Annotated in this window: 19 protein-coding genes; 17 read left to right on the top strand and 2 right to left on the bottom strand. The window is 70.7% G+C overall.

All coding sequences use genetic code 11. The annotated features are described in order from the left end of the window. Position 1: 1 nt before the first annotated feature. A complete protein-coding gene (locus ABRP24_RS13315; protein WP_027464756.1) occupies positions 2 to 604 on the top strand; it encodes a histidine phosphatase family protein in 603 nt (200 codons plus the stop codon). Between the two features lie 49 nt (positions 605 to 653). Here ABRP24_RS13315 and ABRP24_RS13310 read toward each other — a convergent pair whose 3' ends face one another. Then, entirely contained in the window at positions 654 to 1,175 is a 522-nt protein-coding gene (locus ABRP24_RS13310) for a GNAT family N-acetyltransferase (RefSeq protein ID WP_349847842.1), read from the bottom strand. A gap of 23 nt (positions 1,176 to 1,198) precedes the next feature. Here ABRP24_RS13310 and ABRP24_RS13305 point away from each other — a divergent pair, with 23 nt between their 5' ends. Together ABRP24_RS13305 and ABRP24_RS13300 are read left to right on the top strand one after the other, a co-directional pair. Then, on the top strand, positions 1,199 to 1,945 hold the full coding sequence (locus tag ABRP24_RS13305; protein ID WP_027464757.1) for a 4-hydroxy-tetrahydrodipicolinate reductase: 747 nt from the start codon (positions 1,199 to 1,201) through the stop codon (positions 1,943 to 1,945). 14 nt (positions 1,946 to 1,959) lie between these two features. Beyond that, positions 1,960 to 2,424, top strand: coding sequence for a tetratricopeptide repeat protein (locus tag ABRP24_RS13300; protein WP_051596537.1), 465 nt, complete (start codon positions 1,960 to 1,962; stop codon positions 2,422 to 2,424). A 19-nt stretch (positions 2,425 to 2,443) separates the two neighbouring features. On the opposite strand, the gene ABRP24_RS13295 is transcribed toward ABRP24_RS13300, so the two are convergent. Then, positions 2,444 to 3,358 carry a TIGR01777 family oxidoreductase gene (locus ABRP24_RS13295; RefSeq protein ID WP_349847841.1) on the bottom strand — a complete coding sequence of 305 codons (915 nt, stop codon included), beginning with the start codon at positions 3,356 to 3,358 and terminating at the stop codon, positions 2,444 to 2,446. A 38-nt stretch (positions 3,359 to 3,396) separates the two neighbouring features. Here ABRP24_RS13295 and ABRP24_RS13290 point away from each other — a divergent pair, with 38 nt between their 5' ends. The 14 genes from ABRP24_RS13290 (at position 3,397) to dapF (ending at position 18,131) form a co-directional block, all read left to right on the top strand. Then, the gene (locus ABRP24_RS13290; RefSeq protein ID WP_035807687.1) at positions 3,397 to 4,227 is read left to right on the top strand and encodes a thymidylate synthase; all 831 of its coding nucleotides are present in this window, start codon (positions 3,397 to 3,399) and stop codon (positions 4,225 to 4,227) included. Further along, positions 4,227 to 4,712, top strand: coding sequence for a dihydrofolate reductase (locus ABRP24_RS13285; protein WP_035807690.1), 486 nt, complete (start codon positions 4,227 to 4,229; stop codon positions 4,710 to 4,712). The genes ABRP24_RS13290 and ABRP24_RS13285 overlap by 1 nt, the downstream gene beginning before the upstream one ends. Before the next feature lie 125 nt (positions 4,713 to 4,837). Next, positions 4,838 to 5,815 carry a 4-hydroxy-tetrahydrodipicolinate synthase gene (gene dapA, locus ABRP24_RS13280; RefSeq protein WP_017885921.1) on the top strand — a complete coding sequence of 326 codons (978 nt, stop codon included), beginning with the start codon at positions 4,838 to 4,840 and terminating at the stop codon, positions 5,813 to 5,815. Between the two features lie 49 nt (positions 5,816 to 5,864). Continuing rightward, positions 5,865 to 7,541, top strand: coding sequence for a ribonuclease J (locus ABRP24_RS13275; protein WP_027464761.1), 1,677 nt, complete (start codon positions 5,865 to 5,867; stop codon positions 7,539 to 7,541). A gap of 96 nt (positions 7,542 to 7,637) precedes the next feature. Beyond that, the gene (locus ABRP24_RS13270; protein WP_349847840.1) at positions 7,638 to 10,571 is read left to right on the top strand and encodes a DNA translocase FtsK; all 2,934 of its coding nucleotides are present in this window, start codon (positions 7,638 to 7,640) and stop codon (positions 10,569 to 10,571) included. A gap of 5 nt (positions 10,572 to 10,576) precedes the next feature. Then, positions 10,577 to 11,221: a CDP-diacylglycerol--glycerol-3-phosphate 3-phosphatidyltransferase gene (pgsA, locus tag ABRP24_RS13265; protein ID WP_176708450.1), complete on the top strand. Its 645-nt coding sequence runs from the start codon at positions 10,577 to 10,579 to the stop codon at positions 11,219 to 11,221. Beyond that, positions 11,218 to 11,745 carry a CinA family protein gene (locus ABRP24_RS13260; protein WP_214524023.1) on the top strand — a complete coding sequence of 176 codons (528 nt, stop codon included), beginning with the start codon at positions 11,218 to 11,220 and terminating at the stop codon, positions 11,743 to 11,745. Before pgsA ends, ABRP24_RS13260 begins: the two co-directional genes overlap by 4 nt. A gap of 154 nt (positions 11,746 to 11,899) precedes the next feature. Next, positions 11,900 to 12,208, top strand: coding sequence for a helix-turn-helix domain-containing protein (locus ABRP24_RS13255; protein ID WP_027464765.1), 309 nt, complete (start codon positions 11,900 to 11,902; stop codon positions 12,206 to 12,208). An 86-nt stretch (positions 12,209 to 12,294) separates the two neighbouring features. Further along, on the top strand, positions 12,295 to 12,519 hold the full coding sequence (locus ABRP24_RS13250) for a DUF3046 domain-containing protein (protein WP_027464766.1): 225 nt from the start codon (positions 12,295 to 12,297) through the stop codon (positions 12,517 to 12,519). A gap of 271 nt (positions 12,520 to 12,790) precedes the next feature. Beyond that, positions 12,791 to 13,852, top strand: coding sequence for a recombinase RecA (recA, locus tag ABRP24_RS13245; RefSeq protein ID WP_349847839.1), 1,062 nt, complete (start codon positions 12,791 to 12,793; stop codon positions 13,850 to 13,852). Next, positions 13,849 to 14,763 carry a regulatory protein RecX gene (locus ABRP24_RS13240; protein WP_071244996.1) on the top strand — a complete coding sequence of 305 codons (915 nt, stop codon included), beginning with the start codon at positions 13,849 to 13,851 and terminating at the stop codon, positions 14,761 to 14,763. Before recA ends, ABRP24_RS13240 begins: the two co-directional genes overlap by 4 nt. Before the next feature lie 26 nt (positions 14,764 to 14,789). Continuing rightward, positions 14,790 to 16,286, top strand: coding sequence for a tRNA (N6-isopentenyl adenosine(37)-C2)-methylthiotransferase MiaB (gene miaB / locus ABRP24_RS13235; protein WP_349847838.1), 1,497 nt, complete (start codon positions 14,790 to 14,792; stop codon positions 16,284 to 16,286). After that, the gene (gene miaA, locus ABRP24_RS13230; protein WP_349847837.1) at positions 16,273 to 17,244 is read left to right on the top strand and encodes a tRNA (adenosine(37)-N6)-dimethylallyltransferase MiaA; all 972 of its coding nucleotides are present in this window, start codon (positions 16,273 to 16,275) and stop codon (positions 17,242 to 17,244) included. Before miaB ends, miaA begins: the two co-directional genes overlap by 14 nt. Further along, positions 17,241 to 18,131: a diaminopimelate epimerase gene (gene dapF / locus ABRP24_RS13225; RefSeq protein WP_349847836.1), complete on the top strand. Its 891-nt coding sequence runs from the start codon at positions 17,241 to 17,243 to the stop codon at positions 18,129 to 18,131. The genes miaA and dapF overlap by 4 nt, the downstream gene beginning before the upstream one ends. Positions 18,132 to 18,309: the final 178 nt, after the last annotated feature.

Genomic DNA, 18,309 nt, shown 5'->3' with positions numbered 1-18,309 from the left:
CATGTCGCACTACCTGTACCTCGTCCGGCACGGCGAACACCAGGACGCCGAACACGGCCTGCGGGACGGCAAGCTCTCCGAACGCGGCAAGCGTCAGGCGACCCTGATCGCGGACCGTCTCGGCGGCGTGCCCTTCGACGGCGTGTACCACTCGCCGCTCGAGGCCCCGAGCGAGACCGCCGCGTTCCTGTCGCAGCGCCTGCCGTCGATCCAGCCCGAGCCCTCGACCCTGCTGTTCGACTGCATCCCCTCTGGCCCGACCCCGGACATGCCGCACGCCTACCAGGGCTGGTACGGCGGCATCACCGAAGAGGAGATCGTCGCCGGGCAGGCCCAGATGGGCGACGCCGTGTCGGAGTGGTTCACCCCGGCGCGCGAGGACCGGCACGACCTGCTGATCACCCACAACGCCGTGATCGGCTGGTTCGTGCGCGAGGCGTTCCAGGCCCCCGAGTGGCGCTGGATGGGCACGAACGTCGCCCACACCGCGCTCACGATCATCCGGATCCGGTCGGCGAAGCCCGCCGAGGTCGTCACCCTGAACGACCTGGCCCACCTGCCGGTGGAGCTGCGCACCGGTCTTCCGGTCGACCAGCCCGTCTAGCGGCTGCCCGTCCGGTCCGCGGCGGCGCGGCCGGGAGGCCCGTGGCGGCTCAGGCGATCGGCTCGCGGCCCGTCTCGGTGCGCTCCACCGCCCTGCGGTACCAGGCGGTGGCGTTCGGGTTGTCGTTGAACGGCTCGACCCGCTGGTACCCGCGGCCGCGGTACATCGCGCCCGCCGCCACGAGCGAGTCGTTCGTGTCGAGGACGATGCTCGTCGCACCGAGGTCGGCCCCGGCCCGCTCGAGCAGGTCCATCACGGCCGTCGCCACGCCCGTGCCGCGCCCGGCAGGCGCCACGAAGACGTGCTTGACCTCGAACCGGACGTCGACGGCACCGGTCGCGTCGACCCCGTCCGCGATCCGACGGAGGCCGCCACAGCCGACCGCGACGCCGTCGTCGTACGCCACGGCGAACACCCCGTTCGGCGGCGTGAACTCGGCTGAGGGGGTGCGCTTCCGCGAGTACGTGCCCTGCGCGCTCGGGAACGTCGCCTCACGCTCGTCCAAGTACGCATCGAGCAGCGCGTCGACCTCGGGCAGATCGGCCGGCACGGTCCTGACCTCGACTGACATGCGTCGATCCTAGGATGGACCGCATGGTCACTCCCGTCGCCGTCGTCGGCGCCACCGGTCGTCTCGGGGGCCTCGTGGCGTCCGTCGTCGAGGAACTCCCGGAGTTCGAGCTCGTCGCCCGCCTGTCGTCGAAGGACGGCGCGCACGAGGCGCCGCCGTCGGTCTTCGGCGGCGCGGCCCTGGTGGTCGACGTGACGGTGCCGTCGCTCAGCCCGGCGATCGTGGAGAACGCGCTCTCGAGTGGCGCGAACGTGCTCGTCGGCACCTCCGGCTGGTCGCTCGACCGGCTCGCCAAGCTCCGCACTGGGCTGCAGGAACGCCCGGACCAGGGGGTGCTCGTGGTCCCGAACTTCTCGATCGGCTCCGTGCTCGGCACGCACCTGGCGACGATCGCGGCCCCGTGGTTCCCCGCCGCCGAGATCGTCGAGACCCACCACGCCGGCAAGATCGACTCGCCCTCGGGCACCGCGGTGCGCACCGCCGAGCTGATGGCCGACGCGCGGCGCGAGGTCGGTCCCGTGGACGCCCCGCACGTCGACCAGCGCGCCCGCGGCCAGCAGGTCGCCAGCGTGCCCATCCACTCGCTCCGGCTCCCCGGGGTGAAGGCCGTGCAGGACGTCGTGCTGAGCGGCCCCGGCGAGACGCTGACGATCCGGCACGACACCAACGACGACGTCGCCTACGTCGCGGGCATCCGTGCGGCGCTGGCGAACGTGGTGTCCGCGCGGGGCCTCACCGTGGGCCTCGGCAGCGTCCTCGGCATCGGCTGACCGCCGTGGGTCGGATGGAGCGGGCCGGACGCACGATCCGCTCGCCGTTCTGGGGTGCGGCGCTGATGGCGGTGCTGCTCGCCCTGTACATCGTGCTCGTCGGGCAGCGTGCCGTCGCCTTCATCGCGACCGGGATCCCGATCGGCATCGGCATCGGCGTCGCGCTGTTCGTCGTCGCCGCGATCGGGGCGCTCCTGCTCGTGCTCGAGTTCCGCTTCGGCATCCGCATCACCCGGCTCGGCGCACGGCTCGAGGCCGAGGGCGGCACCCCGGACGACGTCGTCCCGGTGCGGCCCTCCGGTCGACCGATCCGGGACGCCGCAGACGAGCTGTTCCCGCGGTACCGCGACGCGGTCGAGCGGGACCCGGCCGACTGGCGTGCTTGGTACCGGCTCGGCGTGGTCTACGACGCCGCCGGTGACCGCAAGCGTGCGCGATCGGCGATGCGCACCGCCCTGGCGCGCGCCGCCGACCGCTGACCCCGGGGCCGGAGGCGGATCAGAAGACGGCGTCGATCGCGTCCGCCGCCTGCGTGTACCGGAACGTGTAGCCGGACTCGAGCAGCTTCGTCGGGACCATCCGCTGGCTCGACAGGAGCATGTCGTCGGCGGCGTCCCGCAGCGCCAGGCGCAGCGCGAACTCGGGGATCCGGAACAGGTACGGGCGGTGCAGGACCTCGGCGACGTGCTTCGTGATGCGGTCGGCGACGACGGGCTCGGGGCCCGCCAGGTTCACCGGGCCGGAGACCTCCGGTGCCGCGGTCGCCAGGTGCACGATCGCGCCCACCTCGTCCTCGAGCGCGATCCACGGCCAGTGCTGGCCACCGGTGCCCAGCCGGCTGCCGACGCCGAGCTTGGTCAGCGGGACGAGCGGCGCGAGTGCACCGCCGCCCTTGCCGATGACGATGCCGGTACGGAGCGTGACGACGCGCACCCCGGCGGGAGCGGCGTTCGCGGCTGCCTCCCACGCGGTGCAGACGTCGGCGAGGAAGCCCGTGCCCGGGGTGGCGTCGTCCTGCAGCACGTCGGCCGGACGGTCGCCGTACACGCCCGAGGCCGAGCCCGACAGGAACAGCGCCGGGGGAGTGGCGGCGTGCCGCATCGCCTCGACCAGGGTGTCGGTGGCGTCGATGCGCGAGCTGCGGATCTCCTCGCGGTAGGCGTCCGTCCACGGCAGCTTGCCGATGTTCGCGCCAGCCAGGTTGATCACCACGTCGGCGCCGTCGAGGATCGCCGGGTCGAGCGGACGCCGCCCCGGCGCCCAGCGGAACTCGGTCGCGGTGCGCGCTTCGCGGCGGACGAGCGTGGTGACGTGGTGCCCCGCCTCGCGCAGGGCGCGGACGAGGGGCGTCCCGATGAACCCGGACGAGCCGGCCACCAGGATCGAGAGCGGTTGTTCCGTCGTGTCGGGCATGCCCGCAACGCTACTCACACCGACGTAGGCTTCTGTGTGTGACCGACAGCGAGACCGTACAGCCCGACGCCTCCGTCCCGACCCCCTACGAAGACCTGCTCCGCCGGGTCCTGACCGAGGGTTCGCCGAAGGGCGACCGCACCGGCACCGGCACCCGCAGCCTGTTCGGTGCGCAGCTCCGCTACGACCTGTCGAAGGGGTTCCCCCTCGTCAGCACGAAGCGCGTGCACTTCAAGTCGGTCGCGTACGAGCTCCTCTGGTTCCTCCGTGGCGAGGGCAACGCGACCTGGCTGCAGGAGCACGGTGTCCGGATCTGGAACGAGTGGGCGGACGCCGACGGCGACCTCGGCCCGGTGTACGGCGTGCAGTGGCGCTCGTGGCCCACCCCCTCGGGTGAGCACGTCGACCAGATCGCCCAGGTCATCGAGCAGATCACGACCAACCCGGACAGCCGCCGGCTCATCGTCTCGGCGTGGAACGTCGCCGACGTGCCGGACATGGCGCTCGCCCCGTGCCACGCGTTCTTCCAGTTCTACGTCAACGACGGCAAGCTCTCGTGCCAGCTCTACCAGCGGAGCGCGGACATGTTCCTCGGCGTCCCGTTCAACATCGCCTCGTACGCGCTGCTGACCCACATGATCGCGGCGCAGACCGGGCTCGAGGTCGGCGACTTCGTCTGGACCGGCGGTGACTGCCACATCTACGACAACCACGTCGAACAGGTCGAGGAGCAGCTGTCCCGCACGGCGTACCCGATGCCGACGCTCGAACTCGCACCGCGCGACTCGATCGACGACTACGAGTACGAGGACTTCACCGTCGTCGGCTACGAGCACCACCCGGCGATCAAGGCCGCGGTCGCCGTCTGATGATCGGCATGGTCTGGGCCCGCTCGACCACCGGTGTCATCGGTGCCGACGGCGGCATGCCCTGGCACGTGCCCGAGGACCTGGCGCACTTCAAGCAGGTCACCGGCGACGCGACCGTGCTGATGGGCCGACGCACCTGGGAGTCCCTGCCCGAGCGCTTCCGGCCGCTGCCCGGTCGCCGCAACGTCGTGCTCACGCGTGACGCGACGTGGACGGCCGACGGCGCCGAGGTCGTGCACGACCTGCAGGCCGCCCTCGACACCGACGAGACCGTCTGGGTCATCGGCGGCGGCCAGGTGTACGACGCCGCACTCGACGCGGCCGACCACGTCTCCGAGACCCTGATCGACGTCGACGTGGCGGGGGACACCGTCGCACCCACGCTCGGCGAGGCTGCCGGCTGGACGCTCGCCGACGAGGGCCCCTGGCAGGAGTCCCGCACGGGCACCCGCTACCGGTTCCTGGAGTGGCAGCGCCGCGCCTGAGTGCCCGGTGTCGGCGGGCGTGACCGGCGGGACGGACGTGATCCGGGCCTCCCGGCCGCGCCGCAGGCGGTCCACCGTCCACACGGACGGCGGTCCTCGCGCGCATCCCCGGTACGCTGGTGCCCGTGTCCCCGCGTGAGAATCCCTTCGGTCAGGTCCTCGTCGCCCTCGTGACCCCGTTCACGGCCGACGGCGAGGTCGACTGGCCCGGCGTCGAGCAGCACATCGACGACTGCATCACCGCCGGCGCCGACGGCATCGTCGTCACCGGCACGACCGGCGAGACGTCGACGCTGACCGACCCGGAGAAGCTCCGTCTGGTCGAGGTCGGCAAGTCCGTCGCCGCCGGCCGCGCGAAGATCATCACGGGCGGTGGCTCGAACGAGACCGCGCACGCGATCCACCTGTACAAGCAGAGCGAGAAGGCCGGCGCGGACGGCGTGATGATCGTCACGCCGTACTACAACAAGCCGACGCAGTCGGGTGTCCTCACCCACTTCCGGATGATCGCGGACGCCACCGACCTGCCGGTGATCCTGTACGACATCCCGGGCCGCACCGGCATCCCGATCACGTACGACACGATCCTGCGTGCGTCGAAGCACCCGAACATCCTCGCCGTGAAGGACGCCAAGGGCGACTTCGCCGAGGTCTCGCGGGTGCTGAACAACACCGACCTCATGTACTTCTCCGGCGACGACACGAACGTGCTCCCGCACCTGTCGATCGGTGCCACGGGCCTGATCGGCGTGACCGCGAACATCACGAGCGCGCCGTACCGCACCATCGTCGACGCCGTGAACCGGGGCGACCTGGCCACCGCGACGGCCGAGCACAAGCGACTCGAGCCGCTCGTCCGCGCCGTGATGACGCACGTTCCGGGTACCGTGGCCGCGAAGTACATCCTGCACGGGCTCGGCCGCATCGGCAGCCCGCGCGTCCGACTGCCGCTCGTCGGCCCCGAGGACTCCGAGGCGTACGCCATCGAGACCTCCCTCGAAGCCGTGCGCGACGTGCCCGGCGCCGACTTCTCGAACTTCCGCCCCGACCGCAACGCGGCGGCCGGCGGTGCACTACCGAAGGTGCCAGGCACCACCCGCTAGCGAACACCGCGGCGCGCAGCACGCGCGTCGCCCGAATCCGTAGGACCGAATGCCCACACAGATCTCCGAACCGCAGCCGCTCGAAGCCGGCACCCTCCGCGTCGTCCCCATCGGGGGCCTCGGCGAGATCGGTCGCAACATGACCGTCTACGAGTACGAGGGCAAGCTGCTCATCGTCGACGCCGGCGTGCTGTTCCCCGAGGAGCACCAGCCCGGTGTCGACCTGATCCTGCCGGACTTCTCGCCGATCCGTGACCGCCTCGACGACGTCCTCGGTGTCGTGCTCACGCACGGCCACGAAGACCACATCGGCGCCGTCCCGTACCTGCTCAAGCTCCGCGACGACATCCCGCTGATCGGCTCCACGCTGACCCTCGCGCTGGTCGAGGCGAAGCTCAAGGAACACCGGATCAAGCCGTACACGCTCGTCGTGGCCGAGGACCAGACCGAGCAGATCGGTCCGTTCCACCTCGAGTTCGTCGCCGTGAACCACTCCATCCCGGACGCGCTCGCCGTCGCGATCACGACCCCCGCCGGTCGTGTGCTGCACACGGGTGACTTCAAGATGGACCAGCTCCCGCTGGACGACCGCATCACCGACCTCCGTGCGTTCGCCCGTCTGGGCGAGGCCGGCGTGGACCTGTTCCTGCCGGACTCCACGAACGCCGACGTGCCGGGCTTCACCGCTCCGGAGCGCGACATCGGCCCGGTGCTCGAGAACATCATCATGCGCGCCCGCAAGAAGGTCGTCGTGGCGAGCTTCTCGTCGCACGTGCACCGCGTGCAGCAGGTCCTCGACGCCGCCGCGGCCGCGAACCGCAAGGTCGCGTTCATGGGGCGCTCGATGATCCGCAACATGACGATCGCCGCCGACCTCGGGTACCTGCGGGTGCCGGAGAACGTGCTCATCGACACGAAGAAGGCGAAGAACGTCCCCGACGACCAGATCGTCTACATGTCGACCGGGTCGCAGGGTGAGCCGATGGCCGTCCTGGCCCGCATGGCGAACCTCGAGCACCAGATCGAGATCGGCGAGGGCGACACCGTCATCCTCGCGTCGTCGCTCATCCCGGGCAACGAGAACGCCGTGTACCGCGTCATCGACGGGCTGACCAAGCTCGGTGCGAAGGTCGTGCACAAGGGCAACGCGAAGGTGCACGTCTCCGGACACGCCTCCGCCGGCGAGCTGCTCTACTGCTACAACATCCTGCGGCCGCGCAACGTGCTCCCCGTCCACGGCGAGCACCGCCACCTGTACGCGAACGCCGACCTGGCGATCCAGACGGGTGTCCCGCCGCGCAACGTGATCCTCGGGCAGGACGGCATCGTCGTCGACCTGAAGGACGGCGTCGCGACGGTCGCCGGTCAGCTCGACATCGGCTACGTCTACGTCGACGGCTCCACCGTCGGCGAGATCACCGACGCCGACCTGAAGGACCGCCGCGTCCTGGCGGAAGAGGGCTTCATCTCGATCTTCTGCGCGGTGGACTTCACCACCGGGCAGTGCGTGATCGGCCCGGAGATCCAGTCGCGTGGCTTCGCCGAGGACGACTCGGTGTTCGACGACGTCCGCCCGCAGATCGCCAAGGCGATCTCCGAGGCTGCTGCGAACGGCACGCGCGACTCGCACGCCTTCGCGCAGGTCGTCCGTCGCACGGTCGGTCGCTGGGTGAACACGAAGCACCGTCGTCGTCCGATGATCGTCCCGGTGGTCATCGAGGCGTAGCGTCCGTCCCCGCTCTGGAGGCCCGTCCAGCGTCCGTCACGGACGCTGCGGCGGGCCTTCCTGCGTTTGTCCTGAGCGGGCGTTAGGGTTCTGCCCATGGCCGGAGGCACCAAGTCGACCACGCGCTCGCGCGCGTCCACGTCGTCCCGTGGCAACGGGACGCGCGGTTCGTCGCGCACCCAGGCCACGACGAAGAAGCTGCCGCAGGCTGCGCCCACGCCGGTGTTCCGCGAGCAGAACCCGCTCGTGACCTTCTGGCTCGCGATGGCGCACGGCGTCGGCGCGATGTTCCGGCTGCTCGGCAAGGAGACCCTCGAGAAGGACCAGCGGCGCGACGGGTTCCCGTTCCTGCTGTTCCTGCTGGCCATCGCCGGCGGGGTCGTCGAGTGGCTCAACCCGACCAACAGCGTCTCCGTCGCACTCGACGCGTACACGTTCGGTGGGCTGTTCGGCCGCCTGGCGTTCGCCCTGCCCGTCATCATGATCGTGTTCGCCGGGTGGCTGTTCCGGCACCCGGCCTCGGTGCACGACAACACCCGGATCGGCATCGGCCTGGGCATCCTGATCGTGTCCATCGCCTCGCTCTGCCACGTCTTCGGTGGCCGACCGAGCGCGGCCGACGGCATGCCCGCGCTGGCCGCCGCCGGTGGGGTGCTGGGCTGGGTGGTCATCGGCTGGCTCGTCACGATCGCGACCGCCTGGGTGGCGGTCCCGGTGGCGATCGTGCTGCTCGTGCTCTCGCTCTTCATCATCACCAAGACGCCGCCGAACAAGCTCGGGCGACGCCTGCACGAGCTCTACGCCTACTTGTTCGGCGCCCCGGCCCCCGCAGCCGAGCCCGAGGTCGACGCCGCCGCTGCGGCGGAGCCCGCCGCCCGCGCCCGCACGTCGAAGCGCGGCAAGAAGGGCGACGCCGACTTCCAGCTGTTCGACGACCTCGGGTTCGGTGACGAGCAGGCCGCTGCCGACGCCGAAGCCGGTGGCGACAACGTGCCGTGGTGGCGCCGGAACAAGTCCGGGCGCGAAGAGGACCCGGCGTACGACAGTCCGGTGCTGCCGCCGGCCACCGGGGTCGCCCCGGCTGCCGCTGCCGTCGCACCAGCTGCGCCCGTCGTGCCCGCTGCCCCCGCCGTGAGCCCGAACGCCGGTGCCGCCGCCGGGCTCGTCGACCTCACGCCGGTCGAGCCCGCGTCCGTCAACCTCAACGACTCCGTCGAGCAGGACCTGCAGGACGCCGAGCAGGCGCTCCGCGCGTTCGGCACCGACGTCCCCGCGCGGCCGGAGCCGACGGCCGACATCCGTCCCGCGGTGCCCGAGGTGCTGTCCGAGCCCGAGATCGTCGACGAGCCCGAGGACATCGACGCCGCCGCCGAGCTGAGCGCGGCCGCCGCCGGTTCCGACGACGATCCGTCGAAGCCCTACCGACTGCCCGCCGCCACGACGCTGAGCTCCGGAACCCCCTCGGTGGCGCGGAGCCAGGCGAACGACGACATCGTCGCCGCCATCACCGGGGTGCTCACCGAGTTCAAGGTCGACGCGAAGGTCACCGGGTTCTCCCGCGGGCCGACGGTGACCCGGTACGAGATCGAGCTCGGCCCCGGCGTCAAGGTCGAGCGCGTCACGGCCCTGTCGAAGAACCTGTCGTACGCGGTCGCCTCGAACGAGGTCCGCATCCTGTCGCCGATCCCGGGCAAGAGTGCCATCGGTGTCGAGATCCCGAACACCGACCGCGAGATCGTCTCGCTCGGTGACGTGCTGCGCTCGAACGCCGCCCGCAAGTCGAAGCACCCGATGACGATCGGCGTCGGCAAGGACGTCGAGGGCGGCTTCGTCGTCGCGAACCTGGCGAAGATGCCGCACCTGCTCGTCGCCGGCTCCACCGGTTCCGGCAAGTCGGTGTTCATCAACTCGATGATCACGTCGCTGCTGATGCGTGCGAAGCCCTCCGAGGTCCGCATGGTCCTGGTCGACCCGAAGCGCGTCGAGCTCTCCATCTACGCCGGTGTCCCGCACCTCATCACACCCATCATCACGAACCCGAAGAAGGCGGCCGAAGCGCTGCAGTGGGTCGTGAAGGAGATGGACATGCGGTACGACGACCTGGCGTCGTTCGGGTTCCGCCACGTCGACGACTTCAACAAGGCGATCGAGAACAACGAGATCGTCCTGCCGGCGGGCAGCGAGCGGAAGCTCAAGCCGTACCCGTACCTGCTCGTCGTCGTCGACGAGCTCGCCGACCTCATGCTCGTGGCACCGCGTGACGTCGAGGAGTCGATCGTCCGCATCACCCAGCTCGCCCGTGCCGCCGGCATCCACCTGGTGCTCGCGACGCAGCGCCCCTCGGTCGACGTCATCACCGGCCTGATCAAGGCGAACGTGCCGTCGCGCATCGCCTTCGCGGTGACGAGCGTCACGGACTCTCGCGTCATCCTCGACCAGCCCGGCGCCGACAAGCTCATCGGTCAGGGCGACGCGCTCTTCCTGCCGATGGGTTCGTCCAAGTCGCTCCGCGTGCAGGGTGCATGGGTGCAGGAGGGCGAGGTCGCCGAGGTCGTCCAGCACGTCACGCGGCAGGCGCAGCCCGAGTACCGCCAGGACGTCCAGGCCGTGGTCGAGCGCAAGGAGATCGACGCCGACATCGGCGACGACCTCGAACTGCTGCTCGCGGCCGTCGAGCAGGTCGTGTCGACCCAGTTCGGTTCGACGTCGATGCTGCAGCGGAAGCTCCGCGTCGGCTTCGCCAAGGCCGGTCGTCTGATGGACCTGATGGAGTCGCGCGACATCGTCGGGCCGTCCGAGGGTTCGAAGGCCCGCGACGTCCTGGTGACCGCCGACCAGCTGCCCGCGGTGCTCGCGAAGCTCCGCGGCGAGGAGCCGCCCGCCGCGGCCGCTCCGGCAGCGCCGGCCCCGACGCCGTCCGGCGACGGTGACCGCTACGGAGCAGACCCCGTCGGGGACATGACCCGCGGGTACGATGAAGTCCACGACGAGCCCGATGAGGACGCGTGGGGACTGACGGGCAGGGAGTGACGGCGATGACCGCCTCGGACAGCACGAACACCACGCACGGCGCACGGTTCCCGTGGCGCGGGCGGCTGCTGCGCAAGGGCCCTGGCCCGGCGTCGACCGCGAACGTCGCGAACATCATCACGGTGGTGCGCATCCTGATGGCGCCGCTGTTCTTCGTCCTGCTGCTCGCCGACGCCGGCAACGACGGACCCCTGCGCATCTGGGCCGCGGTCGTCTTCGTCGTGGCGATCGTCACGGACAGCGCCGACGGCATCATCGCCCGTCGGCAGAACCTGGTCACGGACTTCGGCAAGCTCGTGGACCCGATCGCCGACAAGGTGCTCATCGGCGGTGCGCTCGTCGCGCTGTCGATCCTGGCCGAGCTGCCCTGGTACGTGACCGTGCTGATCATGGTGCGCGAGATCGGCATCACGGTCTTCCGGTTCGCGGTGCTCTCCGACCGGGTGATCCCGGCGAGCCGCGGCGGCAAGATCAAGACCGTGCTGCAGGCCGTCGCCCTGACGGCGGCGCTGTTCCCGTGGTGGAACCTGGTCGGCGACTGGGCGCACTGGGTCAACGGCGTCCTGATGACGGCCGCGTTCCTGGCAACGATCCTGAGCGGGATCGACTACCTCTGGCAGGCATGGAAGCACAACCGCACCACCGCATGACCGGACCCGACCGCTCGACGCAGGCCGCGCCTCCCGTCCCGGTCGCACCGGGACTCATCGCCGAACTGACGGCGCGGGGCGAGACCCTCGCCGTGGCGGAGTCGCTGACCGGCGGCCTCGTGGTAGCGACCCTCGTCGACGTGCCGGGCGCGAGTGCCGTCGTCCGCGGTGGCGTCGTGGCCTACGCGACGCCCGTGAAGCACTCGGTGCTCGGGGTCTCGGCAGAGCTGCTCGAGGCCGAGGGCGCCGTGCACCCCGAGGTCGCCCGGCAGATGGCCGCCGGTGTCCGGATCGCGCTGTCCGTCGACGGGGAACCCGCGACGTGGGGGATCAGCACGACCGGCGTCGCCGGCCCGGATCCGCAGGACGGCAAGCCCGTCGGCACCGTGTACCTGGGGATCGCCTCCGCCGCGGGGGCAGAGGCCTTCGAGCTGCACCTCGACGGTGACCGAGGGGCAATCCGGCACGCCACCGTCTCCGAACTCCTTGCACGGATGTCGTCCGAGGTCCGGGGCCGGGAATAGGTCCCGTTTCCACTGGGTTACATCTCACGAAATCTCCAGCAGTACGGCAGCCAGCCTGGCTAACATGCTGCAACCGGCAACGCTATTGTTGCTGAACCCGAACTCGATCCACCGGACCGAGCGGGCGCGGAGACGACAGAGAGGAGGAGTTCTCATGGTTCTCGTTCGTCAGGAAATCGGCGATGTGCTCCGGGACTTCCGCTTGCAGAAGGGCCGGACCCTCCGTCAGGTCGCGTCCAAGGCCAGTGTCGCGCTCGGGTACCTCAGTGAGGTCGAGCGTGGGCAGAAGGAAGCCAGCTCGGAGATCCTCGCGTCCGTCGCGGATGCTCTGGACACGCCCATCTCGACCATCATGCGCGAAGTGGGCGACCGCCTCGCGATCGTCGAGGGGCTGACCCCCGTCCCCGACACGCTCCCGGACGACCTCGTCGCCGAGTTCGACAACGACCTCGCGGTGCGCTGAGCGCATCGCACCGAACGCCCTCGCCGGTCCTTCCCGGCGGGGGCGTTCTGCGTTCCGGCCCGCGACCACGCGCCTAGGCTGGTCGGATGCGCGTGAGTGAGTTCTGGCGAGCCGTCGACCAGGTGTTCGGTGAGGCCTACGGTTCCGTGGTCACCCGTGACGTCGTGCTCGAAGGGCTCGGCGGTCGCTCCGCCGTGGACGCCCTCGCCGCCGGTGTCGACGCCCGCCGGGTGTGGGACGCCCTGTGCGACTCGCAGGACGTCCCGATGGACCGTCGGCACGGCAAGGGCCTGGCCGAACCCCAGGACTGAGCCGGTTCGCGGGGAAGCGCACCCGAAACTGTGTTCGGCGTGTTGCTCGAACGCGTGTTCGATCGGTGGTAGCTTCCTCCACAGCGGCGTCGCCCGGGTGTTCCATCCACAGATCGCGTGACCGTCGGCAGTGATGTCGGTGGCTCGCCATAGGTTGATGGACATCGGGAACAGCCCGAAGCCTTGTCGCAGAACCATCGGCCTTGCACCATCGGCCGGCGTGGACGCGACAGCCTACAGGCGGCCGAACACGAGCACGAAGGAGCACCCCATGCCATCACCGGCAGACCGCGAGAAGGCCCTCGAGACCGCACTCGCACAGATCGACAGGCAGTTCGGCAAGGGTGCGATCATGCGCCTCGGTTCGGACGAACGCGCCCCCGTCAACGTCATCCAGACCGGGTCGGTGGCGCTGGACGTCGCGCTCGGCATCGGTGGCCTGCCCCGTGGCCGCATCGTCGAGATCTACGGCCCGGAGTCGTCGGGTAAGACGACCCTCACCATCCACGCCATCGCCAACGCCCAGCGCGCCGGTGGCATCGCGGCCTTCATCGACGCCGAGCACGCGCTCGACCCCGAGTACGCCAAGAAGCTCGGTGTCGACATCGACGCCCTGCTCGTGTCGCAGCCCGACACCGCCGAGCAGGCGCTCGAGATCGCGGACATGCTGGTCCGCTCCGGCTCCATCGACCTCATCGTCATCGACTCCGTCGCGGCCCTCGTGCCCCGTGCCGAGATCGAGGGCGAGATGGGCGACTCGCACGTCGGTCTGCAGGCCCGCCTCATGTCCCAGGCCCTGCGAAAGCTCGCCGGTGGCCTGAACCAGACGCAGACCACGATGATCTTCATCAACCAGCTGCGCGAGAAGATCGGCGTGTTCTTCGGTTCGCCCGAAACTACCTCGGGCGGTAAGGCGCTGAAGTTCTACGCGTCCGTCCGCCTCGACATCCGTCGCATCGAGACGCTCAAGAGCGGCACCGACGCGGTGGGCAACCGCACGCGCGTCAAGGTCGTCAAGAACAAGATGGCGCCGCCCTTCAAGCAGGCCGAGTTCGACATCCTGTACGGCGTCGGCATCTCGCGCGAAGGCTCGCTGCTCGACTTCGGAGTCGACCACGGCATCGTCAAGAAGTCGGGTGCCTGGTACACCTACGACGGCGACCAGCTCGGGCAGGGCAAGGAGAACTCGCGTTCCTTCCTGATCCAGAACCCCGAGATCGCTGCCGACATCGAAGGCAAGATCCTCGCCAAGCTCGGCGTCGGCGGCGCCAAGGCCGAAGATGCCTCGGTCGAGTCGATCGCGCCGAAGCTCGCGGAGCGCAAGGGCGCGTGAGCACCGACCACGACGACGACGGCCTCGCACCGGTCACCGACCTGTTCGGTGCGAGGTCGCGTCGTCGCGCTCCTGTCACGCCGGTGATGCCCGCCATCCCCGAGCCTCCGGTGTCACCGGACGAACCGCGCGACTCCGACGGCTGGGCCCTGCCCGAGTCCGACGAAGGCCGGGCGGACGAGTTCCCCGCATCGTTCGACGCCGATTCGCCGGTGCCCCTGCACGGTGCCCGGGGGCCGGCGGCGTGGGTGTCGCCCGTGATCGGCGACGGCAGCGGGCGCTCGAGCCGTGCGGAGCAGGACGGCTACGACGCCGAGACCGCTGATGCCACCACCGCGTCGGTGTTCTCCATCGCCGGCGGCGAGGAGATCGACCCGGCTGACGCACCGCGTCCGCTCGACGAACAGCGGGCGGATGCCGAACGGATCAGCCTGCGCGCGCTCGGCCGCAAGGGCGTGAGCGAGTCCGAGATGCGGACCCTGCTGCTGCAGCAGGACCTCGACCCCGACGTGGTCGAGCACGAGATCGAACGGTTGACCCGTGTCGGGCTCCTCGACGACGTCGCCCTCGCCACCGACCTGGTGGACCGACTGCACGCCCGCAAGGGTCTCGGTCGACAGGGTGTCGTGACGGAGCTCCGTCGCCGTGGGATCGACCAGGTGGCGATCGACACCGCACTCGACGAAGCCGCCGACGACGAGGACGACGAGTTCCTCCGTGCGCAGGAACTCGCCGACAAGCGGGCGCCGCAGATGCGCGGGCTCGACCGCGCCACTGCGGAACGCCGGCTGTCCGGCTTCCTGATGCGCAAGGGCTACAGCTCCGGCGTCGTCCGGATCGCTGTGGCACGTGCCCTCGACGGTGGCGGAAAGCGACCGCAACCCGGCCGCGGGACCGTCCGGTTCGAGTAGTCGCTCCGACCTACACTGGAACGACCATGGCCACCGTCGAAGCGCGCCCCCGCACCTACGAAGTCCGCACCTACGGGTGCCAGATGAACGTGCACGACTCCGAGCGGTTGAGCGGGTCGTTGCAGGCCGCGGGCTACACCGCGGCGGACGGTGCGCAGGCCGACGTCGTCGTCATCAACACCTGCGCGGTGCGCGAGAACGCGGACAACCGTCTCTACGGCAACCTCGGGCAGCTCGCGGGGATCAAGCGCGAGCACCCCGGCATGCAGATCGCCGTCGGTGGGTGTCTGGCCCAGAAGGACAAGAACGTCATCCTCGAGAAGGCGCCGTGGGTCGACGTCGTCTTCGGCACGCACAACATGGGGTCCCTGCCGACCCTGCTCGAGCGGGCGCGGCACAACGACGAGGCGCAGATCGAGATCCTCGAGGCACTCGACGTCTTCCCGTCGACGCTGCCCACCAAGCGCGACTCGACCCACAGCGGGTGGGTCTCGATCTCGGTCGGCTGCAACAACACCTGCACGTTCTGCATCGTCCCCTCGCTCCGCGGCAAGGAGAAGGACCGCCGTCCCGGTGACGTCCTGGCAGAGATCCAGGCGCTCGTCGACGACGGCGCGATCGAGGTCACGCTGCTCGGGCAGAACGTGAACTCCTACGGGGTCGAGTTCGGCGACCGACAGGCGTTCGGCAAGCTGCTGCGGGCCACCGGGGCCATCGAGGGGCTCGAGCGCGTCCGCTTCACGAGCCCGCACCCGGCGGCCTTCACCGACGACGTCATCGACGCGATGGCCGAGACCCCGAACGTGATGCCCCAGCTGCACATGCCGCTGCAGTCGGGTTCCGACCGGGTGCTCAAGGCCATGCGCCGGAGCTACCGCAGCGAGCGGTTCCTCGGCATCCTCGACCGCGTCCGCGCGAAGATCCCGAACGCGGCGATCTCCACCGACATCATCGTCGGGTTCCCCGGCGAGACCGACGCCGACTTCGAGGACACCCTGCGCGTCGTCGAGCAGGTGCGGTTCGCCTCGGCGTTCACGTTCCAGTACTCGATCCGTCCGGGCACGCCGGCGGCGACGATGGACGACCAGCTGCCGAAGCACATCGTGCAGGAGCGCTACGAGCGACTCGTCGCCCTGCAGGAACGCATCACCGCGGAAGAGAACGCGCTGCAGGTCGGCCGGAGTGTCGAGGTGCTCGTCGCCTCCGGTGAGGGCCGCAAGGACGACGCCACCCGCCGGCTCTCCGGTCGCGCGGAGGACTCCCGGCTCGTGCACTTCACCGTGCCCTCCGGGTCCGAGGTCCCGCGCCCGGGCGACGTGGTCACCGTGGACATCACCCGCGCTGCACCGCACTTCCTGCTCGCCGACGACGACGCTCCGCTGCGCATCCGACGCACCCGGGCCGGTGACGCCTGGGACCGCGCGCAGGCCGAGAGCTGCGGCGTGCCCACGCCCGCTGCCGCCGCCGGCGACGGGCCCCGTCCGGTCTCGCTCGGGCTGCCCACGCTCCGTGTCGGGCGCTGACCTGCCGCCCGCCGGTGCCGGTGCCACTGCGGCTGCCACTGCCGACCTGATCGCGGTGGTCGGGGCGACGGGCACCGGGAAGTCCGACCTCGGCATCGCGATCGCGGAGCGGCTGCGCGCTGCCGACCGCCCCGCGGAGATCATCAACGCGGATGCCATGCAGCTGTACCGGGGCATGGACATCGGTACCGCGAAGCTCCCGTTGCCCGAACGGCGCGGCATCCCGCACCACGAGCTCGACGTGCTCGACGTCACCGACGAGGCGAGCGTCGCCGCGTACCAGGTCGCCGCCCGGGCCGACGTCGACCGGATCCAGGCCGACGGTGGCGTGGCCATCCTCGTCGGCGGCAGCGGCCTCTACGTCTCCGCGGTGCTGTTCGACCTGGCGTTCCCGGGCACCGACCCCGCGCTCCGTGCGCAGCTCGAGCGCGAGCACGAGGAGCTCGGCCCGGGCATCCTGCTCGAGCGACTCCGCGCCCTCGACCCGGCGGCCGCCGCGACGATCGACGCACGCAACCCACGGCGGTTGATCCGAGCACTCGAGATCGCGAGTAGATCCGAGGTCGTGACCCCGAGCCTCCCGGCCGCGCCCCGCGCCTGGCGACCGTCCCGGATCCTGCACCTGCGGCGTGACCGCGAGCAGCTCGTGTCGGCGCTGCACGAGCGGGCCGCGCGGATGTTCGAGGCCGGACTCGTCGACGAGGTCGCGGCCCTCCGCGAGCAGGGACTCGAGCAGGGCAGGACCGCGCGGGGCGCCATCGGGTACTCGCAGGCGCTCGAGGTGCTCGCCGGCACGTCGACCCGCGAGCAAGCGGTCGAGGCGACCGGCATCGCGACCCGGAAGTACGCCCGGCGGCAGGTGTCGTGGTTCCGCCGGTACGACGATGCCGAGACGCTCGACGTCACGGGGGCGGACCGCGGCGACCTGTCGGAACTGGCCCGTAGGATCGTGCCGTGACCGAGCTGCACTTCACCAAGGGCCAGGGGACCGGCAACGACTTCGTCCTGTTCGCCGACCCCGACGCCATCGTCGACCTGACCCCCGAGCGGATCCGCGCCATCGCAGACCGACGCTTCGGCGTGGGCGGCGACGGCGTGATCCGGGCGGTGCGGTCCGAGGCGATCCCCGAGGGGCGTGCGCTCGTGGCCGTCGAGCCCGAGGCGACCTGGTTCATGGACTACCACAACGCCGACGGCACGGTCGCGGAGATGTGCGGCAACGGCATCCGCGTGTTCGCCCGGTACCTGACCGAGTCCGGCCTGGTCGAGCTCGCTCCCGGCGAGACGCTCACCGTCGGCAGCCGCAAGGGGCTGGTCGACATCCAGCGCACCACGAACGGGTTCGCCGCCGACCTCGGCCGCTGGGGCCTGGGCATCGAGGGCGGTGGTTCCGACGACGTGCTCGTGCGAGCCAAGAACCTCGACGGGGCGCGGCCCGGCATCGGCATCGACGTGGGCAACCCGCACGTGGTCGTCGCCGTCGAGACCGAGGACGAACTGGCCGACCTCGACCTGACCTTCCTGCCGGTGCTCGACCCGGCACCGGAGCACGGTGCGAACGTCGAGTTCGTGCTGCCTGGCGACCCCCTCATCAAGGACGGCGTCGGCGAGATCACGATGCGGGTGCACGAGCGGGGGAGCGGTGAGACGCTCTCGTGCGGCACCGGGGCCGTCGCGGCAGCCCTCGCCACGCGTTACTGGGTCGGTGCGGGGGCGCCGGACACCTGGCGTGTGCGAGTGCCGGGCGGGCTGCTGACGGTGCGGATGACGGCGACCGAGGACGGCGAGCACGTGTCGCTGTCCGGGCCCGCCGAACTCGTGTTCTCGGGCGACCTGACGGTCTGACGCGCCCGCGGGGCGCGGGCGCGCGGTGCGCGGTGCGCGGGCGCGCTTCGCCCCGTTGCGCTTCGCCCCGTTGCGCTTCGTGAGCGGAAATGGTCGGGTGCCCAGCGGCGACCCGACCATTTCTGCTCACGATGTGCGCGCTCGCGCGGTGCGCGCTCGCGCGCTGCGCTGCGCGCTG

The organism is Curtobacterium sp. WHRI 8282, from assembly GCF_040223925.2.
In the GTDB taxonomy this organism is placed as follows: Bacteria; Actinomycetota; Actinomycetes; order Actinomycetales; family Microbacteriaceae; genus Curtobacterium; species Curtobacterium flaccumfaciens.
This window is presented reverse-complemented; position numbering and strand designations above follow the sequence as displayed.

Excerpts from the sequence above, each read along its gene's own strand:
- ABRP24_RS13250 (WP_027464766.1), top strand. The coding sequence starts at position 12,295 with ATGCGCGTGAGTGAGTTCTGGCGAGCCGTCGACCAGGTGTTCGGTGAG.
- ABRP24_RS13255 (WP_027464765.1), top strand. The coding sequence starts at position 11,900 with ATGGTTCTCGTTCGTCAGGAAATCGGCGATGTGCTCCGGGACTTCCGC.
- ABRP24_RS13260 (WP_214524023.1), top strand. The coding sequence starts at position 11,218 with ATGACCGGACCCGACCGCTCGACGCAGGCCGCGCCTCCCGTCCCGGTC.
- ABRP24_RS13275 (WP_027464761.1), top strand. The coding sequence starts at position 5,865 with ATGCCCACACAGATCTCCGAACCGCAGCCGCTCGAAGCCGGCACCCTC.
- miaB (WP_349847838.1), top strand. The coding sequence starts at position 14,790 with ATGGCCACCGTCGAAGCGCGCCCCCGCACCTACGAAGTCCGCACCTAC.
- ABRP24_RS13315 (WP_027464756.1), top strand. The coding sequence starts at position 2 with ATGTCGCACTACCTGTACCTCGTCCGGCACGGCGAACACCAGGACGCC.
- ABRP24_RS13310 (WP_349847842.1), bottom strand. The coding sequence starts at position 1,175 with ATGTCAGTCGAGGTCAGGACCGTGCCGGCCGATCTGCCCGAGGTCGAC.
- ABRP24_RS13295 (WP_349847841.1), bottom strand. The coding sequence starts at position 3,358 with ATGCCCGACACGACGGAACAACCGCTCTCGATCCTGGTGGCCGGCTCG.
- ABRP24_RS13270 (WP_349847840.1), top strand. The coding sequence starts at position 7,638 with ATGGCCGGAGGCACCAAGTCGACCACGCGCTCGCGCGCGTCCACGTCG.
- ABRP24_RS13305 (WP_027464757.1), top strand. The coding sequence starts at position 1,199 with ATGGTCACTCCCGTCGCCGTCGTCGGCGCCACCGGTCGTCTCGGGGGC.
- recA (WP_349847839.1), top strand. The coding sequence starts at position 12,791 with ATGCCATCACCGGCAGACCGCGAGAAGGCCCTCGAGACCGCACTCGCA.
- ABRP24_RS13285 (WP_035807690.1), top strand. The coding sequence starts at position 4,227 with ATGATCGGCATGGTCTGGGCCCGCTCGACCACCGGTGTCATCGGTGCC.
- pgsA (WP_176708450.1), top strand. The coding sequence starts at position 10,577 with ATGACCGCCTCGGACAGCACGAACACCACGCACGGCGCACGGTTCCCG.
- ABRP24_RS13300 (WP_051596537.1), top strand. The coding sequence starts at position 1,960 with ATGGAGCGGGCCGGACGCACGATCCGCTCGCCGTTCTGGGGTGCGGCG.